The sequence below is a fragment of the Nocardia sp. NBC_01009 genome (assembly GCF_045208035.1).
GTDB lineage: Bacteria > Actinomycetota > Actinomycetes > Mycobacteriales > Mycobacteriaceae > Nocardia.
Genome location: NZ_CP108695.1, coordinates 170,130 through 186,743, shown reverse-complemented (window position 1 = coordinate 186,743; position 16,614 = coordinate 170,130). Strand labels below are relative to the sequence as shown.

The window sequence follows — 16,614 nt, the reverse complement described above, 5'->3', positions numbered from 1 at the left end:
GCTTCGCATAGGCTGATCGACGTGAGTGACGCAACTCCACCGGAAGGTGCAACTGGACAGCAAACCGCTGGCGCTGGCCGGCGGCTGGCCCGCAATCTGGCGCTCTACACCCTCGTGAGGCTGGGTCTGGTCGTCGTCATCACGGTGGCGATCGTCGGGATCGCCCGGCTGGTGTCGGTGGACATTCCGCTGGTGGTCGCCGCCCTGTTCGCGCTACTCATCGCGATGCCGCTGTCGCTGACGCTGTTCAAGAAGCTGCGCACCCGCGTCAACGAGGACATCGCGGTGGTGGACGAGAAGCGCCGCAGGGACAAGGCGCAGTTGCGGGCCAGGCTGCGCGGCGAGACCCCGGACGGGGGCAAAGACGGGGGCACGTCCGCATGAAGCAGTGCGACCGCAGCACCCCGCGCGACTGGGTCGACAATGCCGTGCGGTTGATCGACGCCGACACCCAGCGCAGCGCCGACACCCATCTGCTGCGCTACCCGCTGCCCGGCGAATGGCGCGTCCAGTTGTACCTGAAGGACGAATCCACCCACATCACCGGCAGTCTCAAGCATCGGCTCGCGAGATCCCTTTTCTTGTATGCGATTTGCAACGGCTGGGTCGGCGAGGGCACCACGGTGGTCGAGGCGTCGTCCGGTTCGACCGCGGTGAGCGAGGCGTATTTCGCGAAGCTGCTCGGGCTGGATTTCGTCGCGGTGATGCCGGCGAGCACCTCGCCGCAGAAGATCGCGCTCATCGAAGCCCAGGGCGGCCGTTGTCATTTCGTGCAGCGACCACCGGACATGTACACCGAGGCGGCCCGGCTCGCTGCCGAATGCGGCGGCCACTACATGGACCAGTTCACTCACGCCGAGCGGGCCACCGACTGGCGTGGCAACAACAACATCGCCGAATCCGTCTTCGAGCAAATGGCTTTGGAGACCAACCCGGTGCCGGACTGGATCGTCGTCGGCGCGGGCACCGGCGGCACCAGTGCCACCATCGGCCGCTATATCCGCTATCGCAGGCATGCGACGAAGCTGGCCGTCGTCGACCCGGAGAACTCCGCGTTCTACGGCGGCTATGAAACCGGTGACGTGGGCTACGAAACCGGAATGTCTTCGCGCATCGAGGGAATCGGCCGCCCGCGGGTGGAGCCGTCGTTCGTCGGCCAGGTGGTCGACCGCATGATCGAGGTTCCCGATGCCGCGTCCATCGCGACCGCACGGCACGCCAGTGGCGTAATCGGCCGCCGGGTGGGCGGTTCCACCGGGACGAACCTGTGGGGCGCCTTCGCTCTTATTGCCGAGATGATCGCCGCTGGGCGCTCCGGCAGTGTGGTGACGTTGCTCTGTGACGGCGGAGATCGTTATGCCGGAACGTATTTCAACGACGAGTGGGTTGTGGCTCAGGGGATGGGCCTAGCCGAGCCCGCGGCGATCCTGGACAAGTTCCACAGCACCGGCGTCTGGAGCGGATAACGCCGCGTTCCCTTCCGGTCTTGTTCTCGCAACCCCGCCGCCCGAGTTGCCTCGGCCGGCGGGGTTGTCTGTTTCTCCCGTAGTGAACTGCCGGTGTCCGGTGCCGCCGATCGTCAATTTTTATTGACAGAACCGATGTCGTCAATAAAAATTGACGACATGACTGAGGCAACCACACTGGCGGCCGCCGCGGGCAGCCCCGACCCCAAGGTCGGGCTGCGCGCGGTGCTCGCACTGCGTCGGCTGCTCGAACGTCTCGAAGCGATCCAAGTGGCCAATGCCAGGGGACAGGGCTGGTCATGGCAGCAGATCGCGGAGGCGCTCGAGGTCAGCAAGCAGGCGGTCCATTACAAACACTCTCGGAGAGGCGGAAACCGCTGATGTTCGAACGGTTCAGTAGGGCGGCCCGAACGGCCATCGTGATGGCGCAGGAGGACGCCCGTGAGCTGCGGTCCTCGACCATCGACGTGGAGCACGTGCTGCTCGGCGTGCTGTCGCAAGGCGAGCAGGAGTTGCAGGAACTGCTGGCCGAGGCCGGCATCACCCACGATGGGGTGCGCAGCAATCTGGCGCAGCCGGGCAAGAGTCAGCCGCTCGGCGAAGAGGACGCCGAGGCGTTGCGTTCCATCGGCATCGACCTCGATGCGGTGCGCGAGAGCCTGGAGGCCACCTTCGGGGAGGACGCGCTCGACCGGGTGACGCCGGAGCAGCAGCGGCTCGGACCGTTCGGCTGGGGTCGCGGCGGGAACTTCGGGCACATTCCCTTCGCTCGCGACGCGAAGAAGGTAGTGGAGCTGTCGCTGCGCGAAGCCCTCGCCCGCAAGGACAAGACCATCGAATCCGCGCACCTGCTGCTCGGGATCCTGCGTGCCCCCAATGCCACTACCACCCGTTTGCTCGGCGGTTCCGGAGCGATCGCCGAACTTCGACCGAAGGTGCTCGCCCTCCTCGATCGTGCCGCCTGACCCGGTGTGCGGGTGCTGGCACCACAATTCGCGTTGTGGGGCAGCACCCGCGCGCCCGTCGGGCCTAGCATTGGGCCATGCAGCTTCTGATTCGGTTGATCATCAACGGTGTTGCCATCTGGCTGGCCGCGGCATGGGTCGACAAGATCGAGATCCTAAGTCCCGACAACAGTACGACCCAGAAGATCATCACCGTGCTGGTGATCGCCGCGATCTTCACCGTGATAAACGCACTGGTCAAGCCGATCGTCAAACTACTGTCGCTGCCGCTGGTGATCCTCACCCTCGGGCTGTTCCTCCTGGTGATCAACGCACTGATGCTGTGGCTCACCGCAAAGATCACCGAAACCACCGAGTACGGTCTGCGCGTCGACGGCTTCTGGGCCGCCGTCTGGGGCGGCGTCATCATCTCGGTGGTCAACTGGGTGCTGGGAATCCTGGTCCCCGACGGCGACGACTAACGCGCTGAAGTCTCGGAGCGGCTGACGGCTATTGCCGGATGGGGCCCGTGGGCAGCCCTGCGCTCGGCCGAGCGCAGGCTAGAGCTCCGCTCAGCCCGCAATCCCCAGGGCGAGCGCGCTCGCCGCGGACCAGACCAGCAGCGCAAGGCCCGAATCGCGGAGGGCTGGAATGAGTTCCAGCCCGCCCTTGCCCGAGCGCACCGGCGCGTTGGCGCGGACCGCGAGCGGGATCGCGACCAGTCCGACCAGCGCCCACGGTGTCCTGACCACCAGGATCAGCGTGGCGAGGAACGGGATCGCCAGCATCGCCAGGTGCAGGGTGCGGGTGCGCGGGTCGCCCAGCTTGACCGCAAGGGTCACCTTCCCGGATTCGGTATCTGTCGGGATATCGCGCAGGTTGTTCGCTACCAGCACCGCGCTGGAGAACGAGCCGACCGCGACGGCGAGCACCACACCGGCCCAGTCGATCCGGTCGGCCTGCACGAACTGGGTGCCGAGCACACCGATCAGACCGAAGAACACGAACACCGCGATCTCGCCGAATCCGCTGTAGCCGTAGGGCTTGCTACCGCCGGTGTAGTACCACGCACCCGCCAGGCAGGCGGCGCCGACGAGAATCAGCCACCAGGCCGACAGGGCGACGAGCACCAGACCGAACACCGCACCGATGGCCAGACTGATGATCGCGGCGTTGCGGACCGCGGCGGGCGAGGCGAGCTTCTGCCCGACCAGCCGCAGCGGGCCGACCCGCACGTCATCGGTGCCGCGGATGCCGTCGGAGTAGTCGTTGGCGTAATTCACGCCGATGATCAGTGCCAGCGAAACCAGCAGCGCGAGAATCGCTTTCCACCACACCGCGCCATCGATGGACGCGGCGGCACCGGTACCGGCAATGACAGGGGCGATCGCGTTTGGCAGGGTGCGGGGCCGTGCGCCCTCGATCCATTGCGCTGCTGTAGCCATGCCCGCAGCCTAATAGGTACCGGCGCACCGAGTCCGTCGAGCGCCGCCCGATCGGTTCGCCTACGCCTCGGCGACCGCCTTCAGCCGGCCGAGACCCTTCTCGAAGTCCTTGCCGACCATGTTGTCGATCGGGAACACCTTCCCGATCAGCCCCATCACGCCTTGGCGCTGACCGGTCATCCGCCACACCACCTGGGTGCCGCTTTCGACCGGATTCAGCTCGAACGTGGTCTGGTTGACGGCCTTGAACGGCTTCTCGAACGCGAGCCTGATGCCGATTTCGCGAACGTCGCTGGAAGTGATCTCCATGGCGCCGCGCCCGGCTTTGCGGTTGCCGTCCCAGGCGTATTTGGCGCCGACACCGGCGTCGGACCCGGTGTAGCTCCGCTGCAATTGCGGATCGATGTCCTCCCACGGTGACCATTTCGTCCACTCGTGGAAATCGTCGATCAGCCCGTGAATACGCGACGGCTCGGCCGTGATAACGGCCTGCCGAACTACCTCGAACTCAGCCATGTGCTCAGCGTAGGCGACCGACCGGCCGGAATGGAGGCCAAAAACCATGACGACCTGGTCGGTGTCGCTCGCATACGATGACCACGGAATGTTTCCGGATCAGAACGGCCCCGACGGCCGAAGTCGGACTGTGACAACGCCCGCAGGCGAATCGGTCGTGGTGGCCCTGCTGGGCGAAATCGCGCTACGCAGGGACGGTGTGCTCGCGGCGCTGCCCGGCGTCAGGTCGCGGCTGCTGCTGGCCGCCTTGGCCCTGCGGCCCGGCCGCAGCCGCAGCGCGCAGGCCCTCATCGACGACGTCTGGGGTGAACAGCCGCCCCGCTCGCCGATGAACGCGTTGCATACCCAGGTGTCGCGGCTGCGGTCGGCGCTGCCGGACGGTGCGCTGGAGATCGGGCCCGCGGGCTATCGGCTCACCCTGCGCGCCGATCAGGTCGATCTGACGTTGGCCGATGACTTGCTGCGCACGGCACGCCGGCGGCAGTCCGAGGGTGACCACGCCGCATGCTCGGCCGCGGTGGCGCAGGCCAGGTCGTTGTGGCGTGGCGAGCCCGGCGCGGATCTGCCCGCGGGCGAGCTGGCCGGCGAACTGCGTACCGCGGCGGCGCAACGATTCGCCGATCTGGAGGCTGTCGAGGTCTCGGCCCTGGTGTCCGGTGGTGACCTCGACGGTGCGGTGGCGATCACCCGCCGAAGGGCCGCGGCCAACCCCGTCGACGAGGCCACACACGCGATGCTGATGCGGCTGCTTGCCGCGGCCGGTCGGCCGAACGAGGCGCTGGAGGTGTTCGCGTCCATCCGAGGTCGGCTGGTTGAAGAACTCGGCGCAGATCCGGGGCAGGCGCTTGTCGAATTGAATACCGCGATCCTGCGTGGCGACCCGGTCCCCGGTCTCGCCCAGCGCTCCGATCACGCGCCGCGATCGCCCAGCGATGCCGCGGCGAATGGTGCCGTATTCGACGGGCCGACGCGGGACGCGGCTGCCGACCCGGTAGTCACCGGCGGACGAAATTCGGCTGTGTGGTCGGGCGGTTCGGCCCCGAGTGCGGTGACCGCGATCGGGCTGCGTGCGGCACCCAACACCCTGCTCGGCAGGGCCGCCGACCTGGATGCCCTCGAGGAACTGCTGCGCCGGTCGCGGGTGACCACGGTGCTCGGCCCCGGCGGCACCGGAAAGACCAGGGTGGCCAACGAATTGGGCGCTCGGGTGGCGCACGGCATGCCGGTTGTGCTGGTGGAGCTCGCGTCGGTGCGCACCGACGCGGATGCCGATGCCCGTTCGGAGATCGAAGGCGCGGTCAGCACCACCCTCGGCTTGGGTGAGGTCGTGCTGGAATCGGGTCGCATGCGCCCTGGGCAGCCGGTCGATGCGCGCAGACGGCTTCGGGACGCGCTCTCGGCCCGTCCGATGCTGCTGATCCTGGACAACTGCGAGCACCTGATCGACGCGGTCGCCGAGGTTGTCGCAGATCTGGTCGGCAGCTGTGATCAGCTCACCGTGCTGACTACCAGCCGCGCGCCGCTCGCGATCACCGCCGAGACGGTGTATCCGTTGTCGCCCTTGGCGATCGATGCGGCCGGATCGCCCGCCACCGACCTCTTCATGGCGCGGGCCCGTGCGGTGCGACCGGCGGTGCGACTGAATTCGGAGGCGGTCGCCCGGTTGTGCGGCACGCTGGACGGCTTGCCGCTCGCCATCGAGCTGGCCGCGGCTCGCGTGCGCACGATGAGCGTGGAGGAGATCGAGTCCAGGCTCGAGCACCGTTTCGCCCTGCTGCGCAGCGGGGATCGTTCCTCACCCGCTCGGCATCGAACTCTGCACGCGGTGATCGCCTGGAGCTGGAACCTGCTGGACGAACCGCAGCAGGTGACCCTGCGCCGAATGTGCCGGATGCCGGGCGGTTTCACGCTCGCGGCCGCCGAGGCGGTGGCAGGCGGCCCCGAGGTGGACGATGTCGCCGGCGCCGTGGACGGCCTGGTCGGCCAGTCTCTGCTCACGGTGCTCGAGGACGACGACGGCGCGGTCGGCACGCGCTACCGGATGCTGGAGACCGTCCGTGAATTCGGCGAGGAACAGCTCGCGCTCACCAGAACCGAAGCGGTGGCGGGTGTTCCGGGCGCAGTCGACGAGGGCGCGCTCGTCATGCACCGAATGTCACGCTGGGCCCGCGATTTCACGGTCGCCGCGGCGGATCGGTATCGGGCGGGCGAGCAGGTTCCCACGGTGCTTTCGGTGGCGGCGGACCTGGACAACCTGGTCGCAGTACTGCGCTACGCGGTCGAGCGCCGCGACTCGCGCACCGTGTACCGGGTGTTCCCGGTGGTCGCGATTCTCTGGGTGATGCGCGGCGCACATATGGAATTGACGGGTTGGGCACGCAGGATCATGGTGCTGCCGCCCGAAAAGCAGCCGGTGCGCGGTACGGTCGCCGATCTGCAGATGCTCGCTCACCTGGTGATGGCCTTGCACATGTTGTACATGAGCACCGACCTGCGCCCGATTGCCACCGTGCGAGCACGCGCACGCCGATTGGCGCGCACCGGCACCGATTTCAATGCGGGCATTCGATATCTCGGCGAGATCCTGTGTGTGGATCCGTCCGGGGCCAGGGTAGCCAGGCTGCTCGCCGAGGGTGCGCGTTCGCCCGACGACGATGTCCGCGCCGCCGCGCTGATCATCCGGATGAACGCGCAGGAGAATTCCGGGCTGGTCTACGGCTCCGCTCGAGATGCGCTGAAAGTCTTGAAAATCATGGACGGCCGCGATCGGTGGGGCACCTCGATGGTGGTCCAGCATCTGGGGCAGTTGGCCGGGCAGACCGCGCAATACGCCGATTCCGTCCAGTACTACCGCAGGGCCGCAGATCTCTTGCGGGAATTGCACGCCCACGAAGAAATGCTGGAAATGAGTAGCTACCTCGCGATCTCGCTGATCGGCACGGGGCAGCTCGGGCAGGCGCGGCAGGTGCTGGACTCCGCGCTCGGATCCGCGGATTCGGATCCGTCCTATCGATCCCCGGTCGACGGCCCGTCCGTGCGGCGCAATCCACGTTTGGCGGCTGTGGTCGGCGGGGTCGCGGAACTCGAGCTCGCCGAGGGCGATATCGACGCCGGGATGCGCCACTTCTACCGGGCGCTCGACCTGCTCGGCTGGCCGGAGGACTCGATCGCGCCAGGACCCGGTGGACTGATGCTGGCCAGTGGGGTCGTCGACGCGCATATCCTGCACGGCCGTGCGGCGACGGTGTCCGGACTGGTGCACGAGCTCGCGGGCAACGCGGCGGATCGCCTTCCGCAGTTCTTCGATCTGCCGCAAGTCGGTGCGGTCGGATGTGCGGTCGGTTCGTATCACCTCGCCACCGGCGAAGAACCCGGCCGCGGTCTGGAGCTGCTTGCACTGGCCGCCAAGGTCGGTGCCAGACAGGACTATCCCTCGATGGAATGGCGGCGCCACATTCGGTTGCATCGAGCAGTGACCGGTGACGAGCGAATGGACGCGGCCGTGTCCCGAGCGGCGGCGCTGCGGCGCAAAGACGCGGCGCAGCGAATCATCGAATTGCTGCACGACTTTGTCGGGCGTCGCCGCGGATCGAGCGCACACCCTGGTCGATGATCTACCTCGGAAGGGCGCACCGCTCGACATGAAAAAGCCGAATGCCGTGGTGAGTGACTTCGCGTCTCTCACCACGGCATTCGGCTGGAGGGATGCTCACCTCGGGTGCCGGACGCTCACGCCCTGCGCATGTACGCCTTGATGCTCAGCGGGGCGAAGATTGCGATCACGACGACCGAGCCGAGCAGCGACCAGGCCAGGTCACTGCCATAATCGTTCCCGTTCATCAGCGCTCGGGCCGTATTCACCATGTAGTACACCGGGTTTGCGTGATTGATCGCCTGCAACCAGCCCGGCATGGTGCTCACCTGAGCGAAAGCGCCCGACATGAAGGTCAGCGGGAACATCACCATCATCGAGATGCCCTGCACGCCCGCGGCGCTCTTGCCGGTGACACCGACCAGCGCCCAGATCCAGCTGACCGCGAACGAGCACACCACGATGACCAAGCCCGCGACCACCACGCCGATCACGCCGCCTTCGGGCCGGTAGCCCAGGCAGAGGCCGACGAGGATGGTCAGGGTGGTCGCGAGAACGTAGCGCACCATATCGGCGATCAACGCGCCGGCCAGTGCCGAAATACGGGCGATGGGCAGCGATTTGAACCGGTCGAAGACGCCTTTGTCCATGTCCTCACGCAACTGGGTGCCGGTCACCACCGAGGTCAGGATCACCGTCTGCACCAGGATGCCGGGGATGAGGATCGGCAGATAGTCGTGCACGTTGTGGGAGATCGCGCCGCCGAAGATGTAGGCGAACAGCGCGGTGAACAGGATCGGCTGCACCGTCACATCGAACAGTTGCTCAGGATTGTGCTTGATCTTCAGAATGCCGCGGTAGGCCATGGTGAACGAGGTCGACACGGTCTGCCGGATGCTGATCTTGTTGCTGGCCTCCGGGATCGAGAGTGGCGCCGCGTGCCGCCCGGCAGCGGCCGTGCTCGGTTCGGTGATGGTGGTCATGCCGCGCTCCGTTCGGAATCGTTGTCGTCGTCGGCCGGGTGGCCGGTAATGGTGAGGAAGACCTCGTCGAGGGTCGGCTTGCTCACGGTGATCTCGTCGACCGCGATGTCCCACTCGCGCAGGCGAATCAGCAGATCGGCGGTCATGCCCGCGTCCTCGAGCGGAGCCGTGAGCCTGCCGGCCTCCGGCGTGATCAGGGCTTCGGCGCCGAGGAAATCACCGACGATGCGGCGAGCCTCCTCGAGCTGGGCCCGATCGACGAGGGTCAGGTGCAGCGAGGAGCCGCCGACGGAGGCCTTGAGCTCGTCGGCGGTGCCGTCGGCGATCACCCTGCCGTGGTCGATGACCGCGATCCGGTCGGCCAGCTGATCGGCCTCGTCCAGGTACTGCGTGGTGAGCAGCACTGTCGCGCCCCCACGAACCAGTCGGCGAATGGTCTCCCACATCTGGGCGCGAGTGCGCGGGTCGAGGCCGGTGGTCGGCTCATCGAGGAACAGCAGCGGCGGCGTCGCGATCAGGCTGGCGGCCAGATCGAGGCGGCGGCGCATGCCGCCGGAGAAGTTCTTCAGCGGCTTGTTCGCCGCCTCGGTGAGGTCGAATTCCTCGAGCAGTTCGGCGGCCTTGCGGCGGGAGTCGATCCGGTTCAGACCGAGCAGGCGGGAAAAGATGATCAGGTTCTCGGTGGCCGACAGGTCCTCGTCGACGGAGGCGTACTGGCCGGTGACACCGACGAGGGAACGCACGGCCGTCGGTTCGGCGACGACGTCACGGCCGAAGATGCGGGCGCTGCCGCCGTCCGGCCGCAGCAGGGTGGCCAGCATCTTGATGGTGGTGGTCTTGCCTGCGCCGTTCGGTCCGAGCACGCCGTATACCGAGCCCTGCGGAACCGCCAGGCTCACACCGTCGACGGCGCGCTGTTCCCCGAACACCTTGACCAGGCCGTCCGCCTCTACGGCGAGCGCTGAAGTTGGTGCGAAAGAAGTCATGCAGAGAACTGTGGTGGGCCGATCTTGCACGGCCCTTGCATGACGGTGTCACGCGCACTTGCAGCGGCATGCACTGCAGGTCGAGAGCCTATTGTCGCGTCGACTCGGCCAGCAGATAGGCGCGCAGTTCGGTGCGGTTGGGCTTGCCGGGGCCGATCAGCGGTAGCTCGTCGAGCAGCGCCAATTCCCGGGGGGCGGCGATGGAGTCCAGCTCGCGCACGACGTGCTCGCGCAATTCCTCCAGGGTCGGCGTCGCGCCCGCGGCAGGCACCACCACGACGGCGACGCGCTGCCCGAGTCGTTCGTCGGGCAGTCCGAGCACCACGCATTCGCTGATCGACGGATGCGTCCCCAGCACGGCCTCGACTACCTGCGGTATCACCAGCAGGCCGCCGGTCGTGATCGCCTCGTCGAGTCGGCCGCTGATGCTGAGCACGCCGCCGTCGAAGGTCCCCGCGTCCTCGGTGCGGAACCAACCCGGTTCGGCGAACGCGGGATGATCGGGCTGGTTGCGGTAGCCTGCGGCGATCATGGCTCCGCCGAGCAGGACCCGGCCGTCTTCGACGCGCACTTCGGTGCCGGTGAGGGGCACCCCGTCGTAGACGCAGCCACCACAGGTCTCGCTCATGCCGTAGGTGCGAACAACGTTGATACCGGCGGCTTTCGCGCGTTCGTAGAGCGGTAGCGGGGTGGCCGCGCCGCCGACGAGCACCGCGTCCAGTTCGGCCAATGCGGCTGCGGCGGTGGGTGTGTCGAGCGACTTGACCAGCTGAGTCGGCACCAATGCGGTGTACCGGCGTGGTCCACGCATGCTCGAGACCGCGCCCGCCAACGCTTCGGGCAGGAAACCGCCCGAGACGTCGAGCACGGTGGGTTCGGTGCCTGCCTGGATGCTGCGCAGCAGCACCTGGATACCGGCGATGTGGTGCGTCGGCAGGGCGAGCAGCCAATTGCCCGGCCCACCGAGCCGGTCGTGGGTGGCCGCGCCGCTGGCAAGCAGCGCGGACGCGCCGAGCATCGCACCCTTCGGCACCCCGGTGGTGCCCGAGGTGGTCACCACGAGCGCGATGCCGTCGTCGATCGGCTCACCAGGGGAGAGGGCGTCGCTGAGGCGCTGGGCCTCGCGACGATCGCTGGTCGGGATCGGCAACCATGCGGGGCCGTTCCCTTCCAATGCTTCACGCAGGTGTGGCAGCACATCGCCGACCCGGGATCCGGTCGGCATCGGCAAAGTCCGTAAGGTCGTTGTCACGACTCCACCTCGCTGACGCCGGGCTCCGTCGTGCCCAGAGGCGCTGTGCCCATGGCTCGCTCGCTCCGCTCCCTCACGCGTCTGATCGTGTCATGCCGGCGCCACCACCGGCGGAACGGGTCGGTTTGCTGGATCGACGCGCGCGGGGTGGGTGCGCTGCGCGGGAATGGGGTTCGGGTACGCCAGGCATCGAGACTGCGATTCACTCGTCGGACGGGGTACACAGCGGCGGGCCCGGACATCGGCGGTCGGGCAGCCATCCGAGCGTTATCGTCCTCGCCGGACTCGGCATTGGCAACTCGGGCCGCCGGTAGCGGCTGATGGCCTATCCGGCCTTCAGTCCGGTGACCAGCGCGAATCCCGCCGGATCGGATGCTCGGCGGGCACCTCGACCAGCACGATCGGCACGCCGTCGGGGTCTTTCAGCCACATTTCGATCAGGCCCCATGGCTCGCGCACCGGCGGTCGGTCGATCGCGATCCCCTGCAGCGCCAGCTCGGCGGCGGCGTCGGAAACATCGCGGACCTGCAGCCAGATCGCGCCGCTGAAGGCCGTCGAATTTCCCGTTCCGCCGTGCGCAGCCACCTCCACCAGCGACTGTCCAGCGAAGAAAACCGTGCCGCCCGGATACTCCCTGGCAATGGCGAGCCCGAGTCCATCCCGATAGAACGCGAGCGTTTTCGCGTGGTCGGCCGGACGCAGGATTATCCGGCTGCTCAGAATGTCCATTTCACACCATCCGTCCGATTAGTCCGATAAGTGCGACCCGGTGGTGGTCAGAAGTACCAGGGATACGGTGTCCAGTCGGGCTTCCGCTTTTCCAGGAACGCATCGCGGCCCTCGACGGCCTCGTCGGTCATGTAGGCCATGCGGGTGGCTTCACCGGCGAACAGCTGCTGGCCGACCAGGCCGTCGTCGAGGAGATTGAACGCGTATTTCAGCATGCGCTGGGCCTGTGGGGATTTGCCGTTGATATCGGCTGTCCATTCCAGCGCAACGTTTTCCAGCTCGGCGTGATCGACGACCTTGTTCACCGCGCCCATCTGATGCATTTCCTCCGCGGTGTACGGGCGGCCGAGGAAGAAGATTTCCCGTGCGAATTTCTGGCCGACCATTTTCGCCAGATAAGCGCTGCCGTAGCCACCGTCGAAACTGCCGACATCGGCGTCGGTCTGCTTGAACTGAGCGTGTTCGCGACTGGCCAGCGTCAGGTCGCAGACCACGTGCAGGCTGTGCCCGCCGCCCGCGGCCCAGCCGTTGACCAGCGCGATGACCACCTTCGGCATGAAGCGGATCAGCCGCTGCACCTCCAGGATGTGCAGCCGCCCCGCACGCGCCTGATCGACCGTGTCGGCGGTCTCGCCGCTGGCGTACTGGTAACCGTTGCGGCCGCGGATGCGCTGATCACCGCCCGAGCAGAAGGCCCAGACGCCGTCCTTCGGCGCAGGCCCGTTGCCGGTGATCAGCACCGCGCCGACGTCCGGGGTCATCCTGGCGTGGTCGAGCGCGCGATAGAGCTCGTCGACGGTGTTCGGCCGGAACGCATTGCGCACCTCCGGACGATCGAACGCGACACGGACGGTGCCCTGCTCGATATGCCGGTGGTAGGTGATGTCGGTCAGGTTCTCGAACCCGGGAACGGGCCGCCACAGCTTCGGATTGAACGTCACGTCAGTGATTATTGCCCCCGGCCTCGCGCCGGGTGCCAGCGACTTCCCATGGTCGGAGCCCGATCACCGGATTCTTCGACTTGACGGTGTAAAACAACGCGTTACCGTGCAGGTATGAGCGAGCGAGTGAAACCGGTTATCGACCGGAGCGCGGTGGACGAATCCCGGTACGAGAAGCACGGGGGCTTTCCCAAGGTCTCCCGCGCGAAGATCGGGTCCAATTTCGGGCCGTTCGTCGAGGCGATGCGTACGTTGCAGGATCTGGCCGTCTCCGTCGACGCCACCGACGATGTTTTCGGCGAAGCGCTCGCACAAGCGCGGCAGCTGATCGATCTGCTGGAGCCCTACCGCGCGCCCGAGCTACAGGGGCCCGCGGGCCGCGCGGTCGAATTACCAGGGCGCGGCAGCCTTTTGCTGCTGCCGTGGCGGGTGGCCGAGGCCGGACCCGATGGAATCCGGATGGCCGGTGAATTTCGTCGCTTCCATCTCGGCGGCAACGGCGCCGCGCACGGCGGCGTGCTGCCGCTGCTGTTCGACGACCTGCTCGGCATGATCGTGCACTACGCGGGCAGACCGATAAGCCGAACCGCATATCTGCACGTCAACTACCGGAAAATCACTCCGCTGGAGACGCCGCTCACGGTGCAGGGACGGGTCGATCGGATCGAAGGACGCAAGACTTTCATCACCGCGGAGCTGCTCGATGAGCAGGACAATGTGCTCGCGGATTGTGAAGGACTCATGGTCGAGTTGCTGCCCTGGCAGCCCTGAGCCGGGTCAGTACCGTGTGACCTTCCGCACCAGTGCGTATAGTTGCCAGCGCTCGTTCATCGACATCAATCCGGAGGAACCTGAAAGTGGTTGCAGCACTGTCTGAATCCCTGCTCGACGACGCCAAGCGCACGGCCTTCCTTGCCGACGCCAAGGAGGTTCTGGACGCCGAGGTGTCGGACAAGGGTGGTGCGTCTGGCCTGGCAGTCAAGGGTGGATACGCGGCGGTCAAGAAGATCAGCCCGTCCATCGTGCCTGATGCGCTGGAGTCCTTGGCGCCCAAGCTCGTCGCGCAGTTGGAGCCGTTCTGGCAGGAGTACGCGGCCAACGGCGCAGGCACATTCGCCGAGCTGCTGGTCGCCAAGTCAGACGAGGTCGCCGAGGCATTGCTCGTCGTCACCGACGAGCGGGCCGACTCCTCGACCAGGCCCGCGCTGAAGAAGGTCTACTCCTCGATGCGTTCTTCGGCCAAGAAGAACGTCATCGAGGCCCTGCCGCGGCTGGGTGATCTGGTTCAGAAGCACGCCAACTGATTTCGGCAGCGCGCGTCGCACCCCGACCGATATCGGCATCGCCGATTCGGGGTGTGCACGCTTCTGCGCCGCCCGCGTCCGGTGGTGGACGCGGGCGGCGAAAACCCACTCGAACACACGTGTGTGAGCAGGGCGACGGAGACGTCGGGGCAACTGTCTGAGAGGCTGGAGTCGTGAATCCGTCTACAGCACAAGCGCAGGTGGTCGTCGACGAACTCGCGCGCGGGGGTGTGCGGGACGTCGTTCTGTGCCCGGGGTCACGCAACGCTCCGTTGGCCTTTGCGCTCCAAGCGGCCGACGCGGCGGGCCGGCTCCGGCTGCACATGCGCATCGACGAACGGACCGCCGGATACCTTGCGGTCGGGCTCGCGGTCGCGAGCAGGCTGCCCGTCCCGGTCGTCATGACGTCGGGGACCGCGGTGGCCAACCTCGGGCCCGCGGTGCTGGAGGCCAACTACGCGCGGGTGCCGCTCGTGGTGCTCAGCGCGAACCGGCCTTACGAGATGCTGGGTTCCGGCGCCAACCAGACGGTGGAACAGCTCGGCCTGTTCGGTAGCCAGGTCCGCGCCACCATCAGTCTCGGCCTCGCCGAGGACGAATCCGCCAATGCCGACTGCGCGCCCTACGGGCACCAGAACAGCCTGTGGCGCTCGGCGGTCTGCCGGGTGCTCGCCGCGGCCCGCGGCACCCGCTCCGGCAACGCGGGCCCGGTGCATTTCGATATCCCGCTGCGTGAGCCGCTGGTGCCCGACCTTGCGCCGGGCGAATCCGCGCCGGCCGGCCGCGCGGGTGGCCGAGCCTGGACGCTCACCCAGTACGCGACGCTCGATGTGCCGCTCGACATCGACCTGACGCCCGACACGGTCGTCATTTCCGGGCATGGTGCCGGCCTGCGACCCGAGCTGTCCGCATTGCCGACCGTCGCCGAGCCGACGGCCCCGATGCACGGCCCCGCACTGCACCCGCTCGCGCTGCCGCTGCTGAAGCCGCAGCAGGCCATCATCACCGGCCGCCCCACCCTGCACCGGCAGGTCTCGCGGGTGCTCGCCGACCCGGATGTCACCGTCTTCGCGCTGACCACCGGGCCGCGCTGGCCCGATGTCTCAGGCAATGTCGTCGGGACCGGTACTCGCGCGCTGGTGACGGGAGCACCGCGGCCGGAATGGCTGGCACACTGCCGGGAACTGAACGCGCGGGCGAACGAGGTGGTGCGCGCCGAACTCGCCGCGCACCCGAAGCCGACCGGCCTGCACGTGGCCGCGGTGGTGATGGATGCGCTGCGCGAGGGTGATCAACTACTGCTCGGCGCGTCGAACCCGGTCCGCGACGCCGCGCTCGTCTCGTCGCCGCGGCCCGGCGTCCGAGTGCTGTCCAATCGTGGGGTCGCGGGCATCGACGGCACCGTGTCCGCTGCGGTCGGTGCGGCACTGCATCACGAAGGCCGCACGATCGCGTTGATGGGTGACCTCACCTTCTTGCACGACGCGTCCGGCCTGCTGATCGGGCGTGGTGAACCGCGCCCCGCCGACCTCACCATCGTGGTCGCCAACGACGACGGCGGCGGCATCTTCGAACTGCTCGAACAGGGCGACCCGCAGTACGCCGGTGTCTTCGAGCGAGTGTTCGGCACCCCGCACGGGATGGATCTGGCCGCGCTGTGCGCCGCGTACCGCATTCCGCACCGTCAGGTCGATCCGGAGCAGTTGGCCGTAGAGCTGACCGCACGGGCTCACGGAACACGGGTGCTGGAGGTGGTGACCGAACGGTCCAGCCTGCGTGAGCTGCATGCCACGGTGCGCGCCAAGATCGCGCCCTAGCGCGTCAGTAGGCGGGGCCGGTGTCGTGGTCGTCCTCCAGCGGCACCGCGATCAATTGCTCGACGATGTCGGCCGGGTCCGCGCTCAGCGCGTCCCGATCGACCGCTGCGGCAATCTCCTGTTCATCGGTCTCGTCGACGATTTCGTCCGGATAGGCCGGCACGGATTGTTCGGCGAGATCGGCTTCCGGAACCACGTCCATGGCGCGGGACGTGTTGCGATCGGTCATTCGTTCGCTCCTCTCCGCTGGTGCCTCCTGCGTGGATCACCCACGACGGAGTAGGACAACAGTCGGATACGCATCGAGAATGCTCCGCCGCGCGCGATGCGGCAACCCCGCTGTTACTCGCCCCCGATCGCACCGGTTCCGTTCGCCGGGTACTCCACCAGCGCCAGCGTCCGGTTCGCCATGAACCGCGCGGTGCGAACCGCGACTCCGGTCCTCGTCACTTCGCTGACTTCGACAACGCCGCGCGCGATCCGGACGTCTACGCGCCGGCCCGCCCTTGTCGCGACCACTTCATAGCTTCGAGACCCGTCGCCGAAGTCGACGACCACCTCTACACGATCACCCTTCATCTCCCAATTATCCGCTTTTCCAGCACTTTTCGCCGCTACGACTTGGTTGCGACGGCGGGT

The 16,614-nt window shown here is 67.3% G+C and carries 18 protein-coding genes; 9 read left to right on the top strand and 9 right to left on the bottom strand.

Annotation, left to right across the window (positions count from 1 at the left end; genetic code table 11):
• Positions 1-21 precede the first annotated feature (21 nt).
• The 5 genes from OHA42_RS00690 (at position 22) to OHA42_RS00670 (ending at position 2,892) form a co-directional block, all read left to right on the top strand.
• Positions 22-384, top strand: a complete 363-nt coding sequence (locus tag OHA42_RS00690) for a DUF4229 domain-containing protein (RefSeq protein WP_406233638.1) — start codon at positions 22-24, stop codon at positions 382-384.
• Positions 381-1,466 (top strand): PLP-dependent cysteine synthase family protein, encoded by a 1,086-nt coding sequence (locus OHA42_RS00685; protein ID WP_406233636.1) that lies wholly within the window; start codon positions 381-383, stop codon positions 1,464-1,466. Before OHA42_RS00690 ends, OHA42_RS00685 begins: the two co-directional genes overlap by 4 nt.
• A gap of 159 nt (positions 1,467-1,625) precedes the next feature.
• Positions 1,626-1,847, top strand: a complete 222-nt coding sequence (locus OHA42_RS00680) for a helix-turn-helix domain-containing protein (protein WP_406233634.1) — start codon at positions 1,626-1,628, stop codon at positions 1,845-1,847.
• Positions 1,847-2,431, top strand: coding sequence for a Clp protease N-terminal domain-containing protein (locus tag OHA42_RS00675; RefSeq protein ID WP_406233632.1), 585 nt, complete (start codon positions 1,847-1,849; stop codon positions 2,429-2,431). The genes OHA42_RS00680 and OHA42_RS00675 overlap by 1 nt, the downstream gene beginning before the upstream one ends.
• 77 nt (positions 2,432-2,508) lie before the next feature.
• The gene (locus OHA42_RS00670) at positions 2,509-2,892 is read left to right on the top strand and encodes a phage holin family protein (RefSeq protein WP_406233631.1); all 384 of its coding nucleotides are present in this window, start codon (positions 2,509-2,511) and stop codon (positions 2,890-2,892) included.
• 90 nt (positions 2,893-2,982) lie between these two features.
• Here the strand turns inward: OHA42_RS00670 and OHA42_RS00665 are convergent, their stop codons facing one another.
• Positions 2,983-3,855: a 1,4-dihydroxy-2-naphthoate polyprenyltransferase gene (locus tag OHA42_RS00665; protein ID WP_406233629.1), complete on the bottom strand. Its 873-nt coding sequence runs from the start codon at positions 3,853-3,855 to the stop codon at positions 2,983-2,985.
• Positions 3,856-3,915: 60 nt separating this feature from the next.
• Positions 3,916-4,371, bottom strand: coding sequence for an SRPBCC family protein (locus tag OHA42_RS00660; protein ID WP_406233627.1), 456 nt, complete (start codon positions 4,369-4,371; stop codon positions 3,916-3,918).
• A gap of 130 nt (positions 4,372-4,501) precedes the next feature.
• On the opposite strand from OHA42_RS00660, the gene OHA42_RS00655 reads away from it, so the two are divergent.
• On the top strand, positions 4,502-7,984 hold the full coding sequence (locus tag OHA42_RS00655) for an AfsR/SARP family transcriptional regulator (protein ID WP_406233625.1): 3,483 nt from the start codon (positions 4,502-4,504) through the stop codon (positions 7,982-7,984).
• Positions 7,985-8,100: 116 nt separating this feature from the next.
• On the opposite strand, the gene OHA42_RS00650 is transcribed toward OHA42_RS00655, so the two are convergent.
• The 5 genes from OHA42_RS00650 to OHA42_RS00630 all read right to left on the bottom strand — a co-directional run bounded on the left by OHA42_RS00650 (position 8,101) and on the right by OHA42_RS00630 (position 12,854).
• Entirely contained in the window at positions 8,101-8,946 is an 846-nt protein-coding gene (locus OHA42_RS00650; RefSeq protein WP_406233623.1) for an ABC transporter permease, read from the bottom strand.
• Positions 8,943-9,932 (bottom strand): ATP-binding cassette domain-containing protein, encoded by a 990-nt coding sequence (locus OHA42_RS00645; RefSeq protein ID WP_406233621.1) that lies wholly within the window; start codon positions 9,930-9,932, stop codon positions 8,943-8,945. Before OHA42_RS00645 ends, OHA42_RS00650 begins: the two co-directional genes overlap by 4 nt.
• An 88-nt stretch (positions 9,933-10,020) precedes the next feature.
• Positions 10,021-11,157 (bottom strand): o-succinylbenzoate--CoA ligase, encoded by a 1,137-nt coding sequence (gene menE / locus OHA42_RS00640; RefSeq protein WP_406238965.1) that lies wholly within the window; start codon positions 11,155-11,157, stop codon positions 10,021-10,023.
• Between the two features lie 363 nt (positions 11,158-11,520).
• Positions 11,521-11,913: a VOC family protein gene (locus OHA42_RS00635; RefSeq protein WP_328406593.1), complete on the bottom strand. Its 393-nt coding sequence runs from the start codon at positions 11,911-11,913 to the stop codon at positions 11,521-11,523.
• Between the two features lie 47 nt (positions 11,914-11,960).
• Complete coding sequence (locus OHA42_RS00630) at positions 11,961-12,854, bottom strand: 1,4-dihydroxy-2-naphthoyl-CoA synthase (protein WP_328406592.1); 894 nt, start codon at positions 12,852-12,854, stop codon at positions 11,961-11,963.
• Between the two features lie 114 nt (positions 12,855-12,968).
• Between OHA42_RS00630 and OHA42_RS00625 the strand changes: the two genes are divergently transcribed.
• The 3 genes from OHA42_RS00625 (at position 12,969) to menD (ending at position 15,975) form a co-directional block, all read left to right on the top strand.
• Entirely contained in the window at positions 12,969-13,625 is a 657-nt protein-coding gene (locus tag OHA42_RS00625) for a PaaI family thioesterase (RefSeq protein WP_406233619.1), read from the top strand.
• An 86-nt stretch (positions 13,626-13,711) separates the two neighbouring features.
• On the top strand, positions 13,712-14,158 hold the full coding sequence (locus tag OHA42_RS00620; protein WP_328406590.1) for a DUF6918 family protein: 447 nt from the start codon (positions 13,712-13,714) through the stop codon (positions 14,156-14,158).
• Between the two features lie 173 nt (positions 14,159-14,331).
• Positions 14,332-15,975 (top strand): 2-succinyl-5-enolpyruvyl-6-hydroxy-3-cyclohexene-1-carboxylic-acid synthase, encoded by a 1,644-nt coding sequence (gene menD / locus OHA42_RS00615; protein ID WP_406233617.1) that lies wholly within the window; start codon positions 14,332-14,334, stop codon positions 15,973-15,975.
• 4 nt (positions 15,976-15,979) lie between these two features.
• Here menD and OHA42_RS00610 read toward each other — a convergent pair whose 3' ends face one another.
• Both OHA42_RS00610 and OHA42_RS00605 read right to left on the bottom strand, forming a co-directional pair.
• Positions 15,980-16,204, bottom strand: a complete 225-nt coding sequence (locus OHA42_RS00610; protein WP_406233615.1) for a hypothetical protein — start codon at positions 16,202-16,204, stop codon at positions 15,980-15,982.
• 113 nt (positions 16,205-16,317) lie between these two features.
• On the bottom strand, positions 16,318-16,554 hold the full coding sequence (locus OHA42_RS00605) for a hypothetical protein (RefSeq protein WP_406233613.1): 237 nt from the start codon (positions 16,552-16,554) through the stop codon (positions 16,318-16,320).
• Positions 16,555-16,614 lie beyond the last annotated feature (60 nt).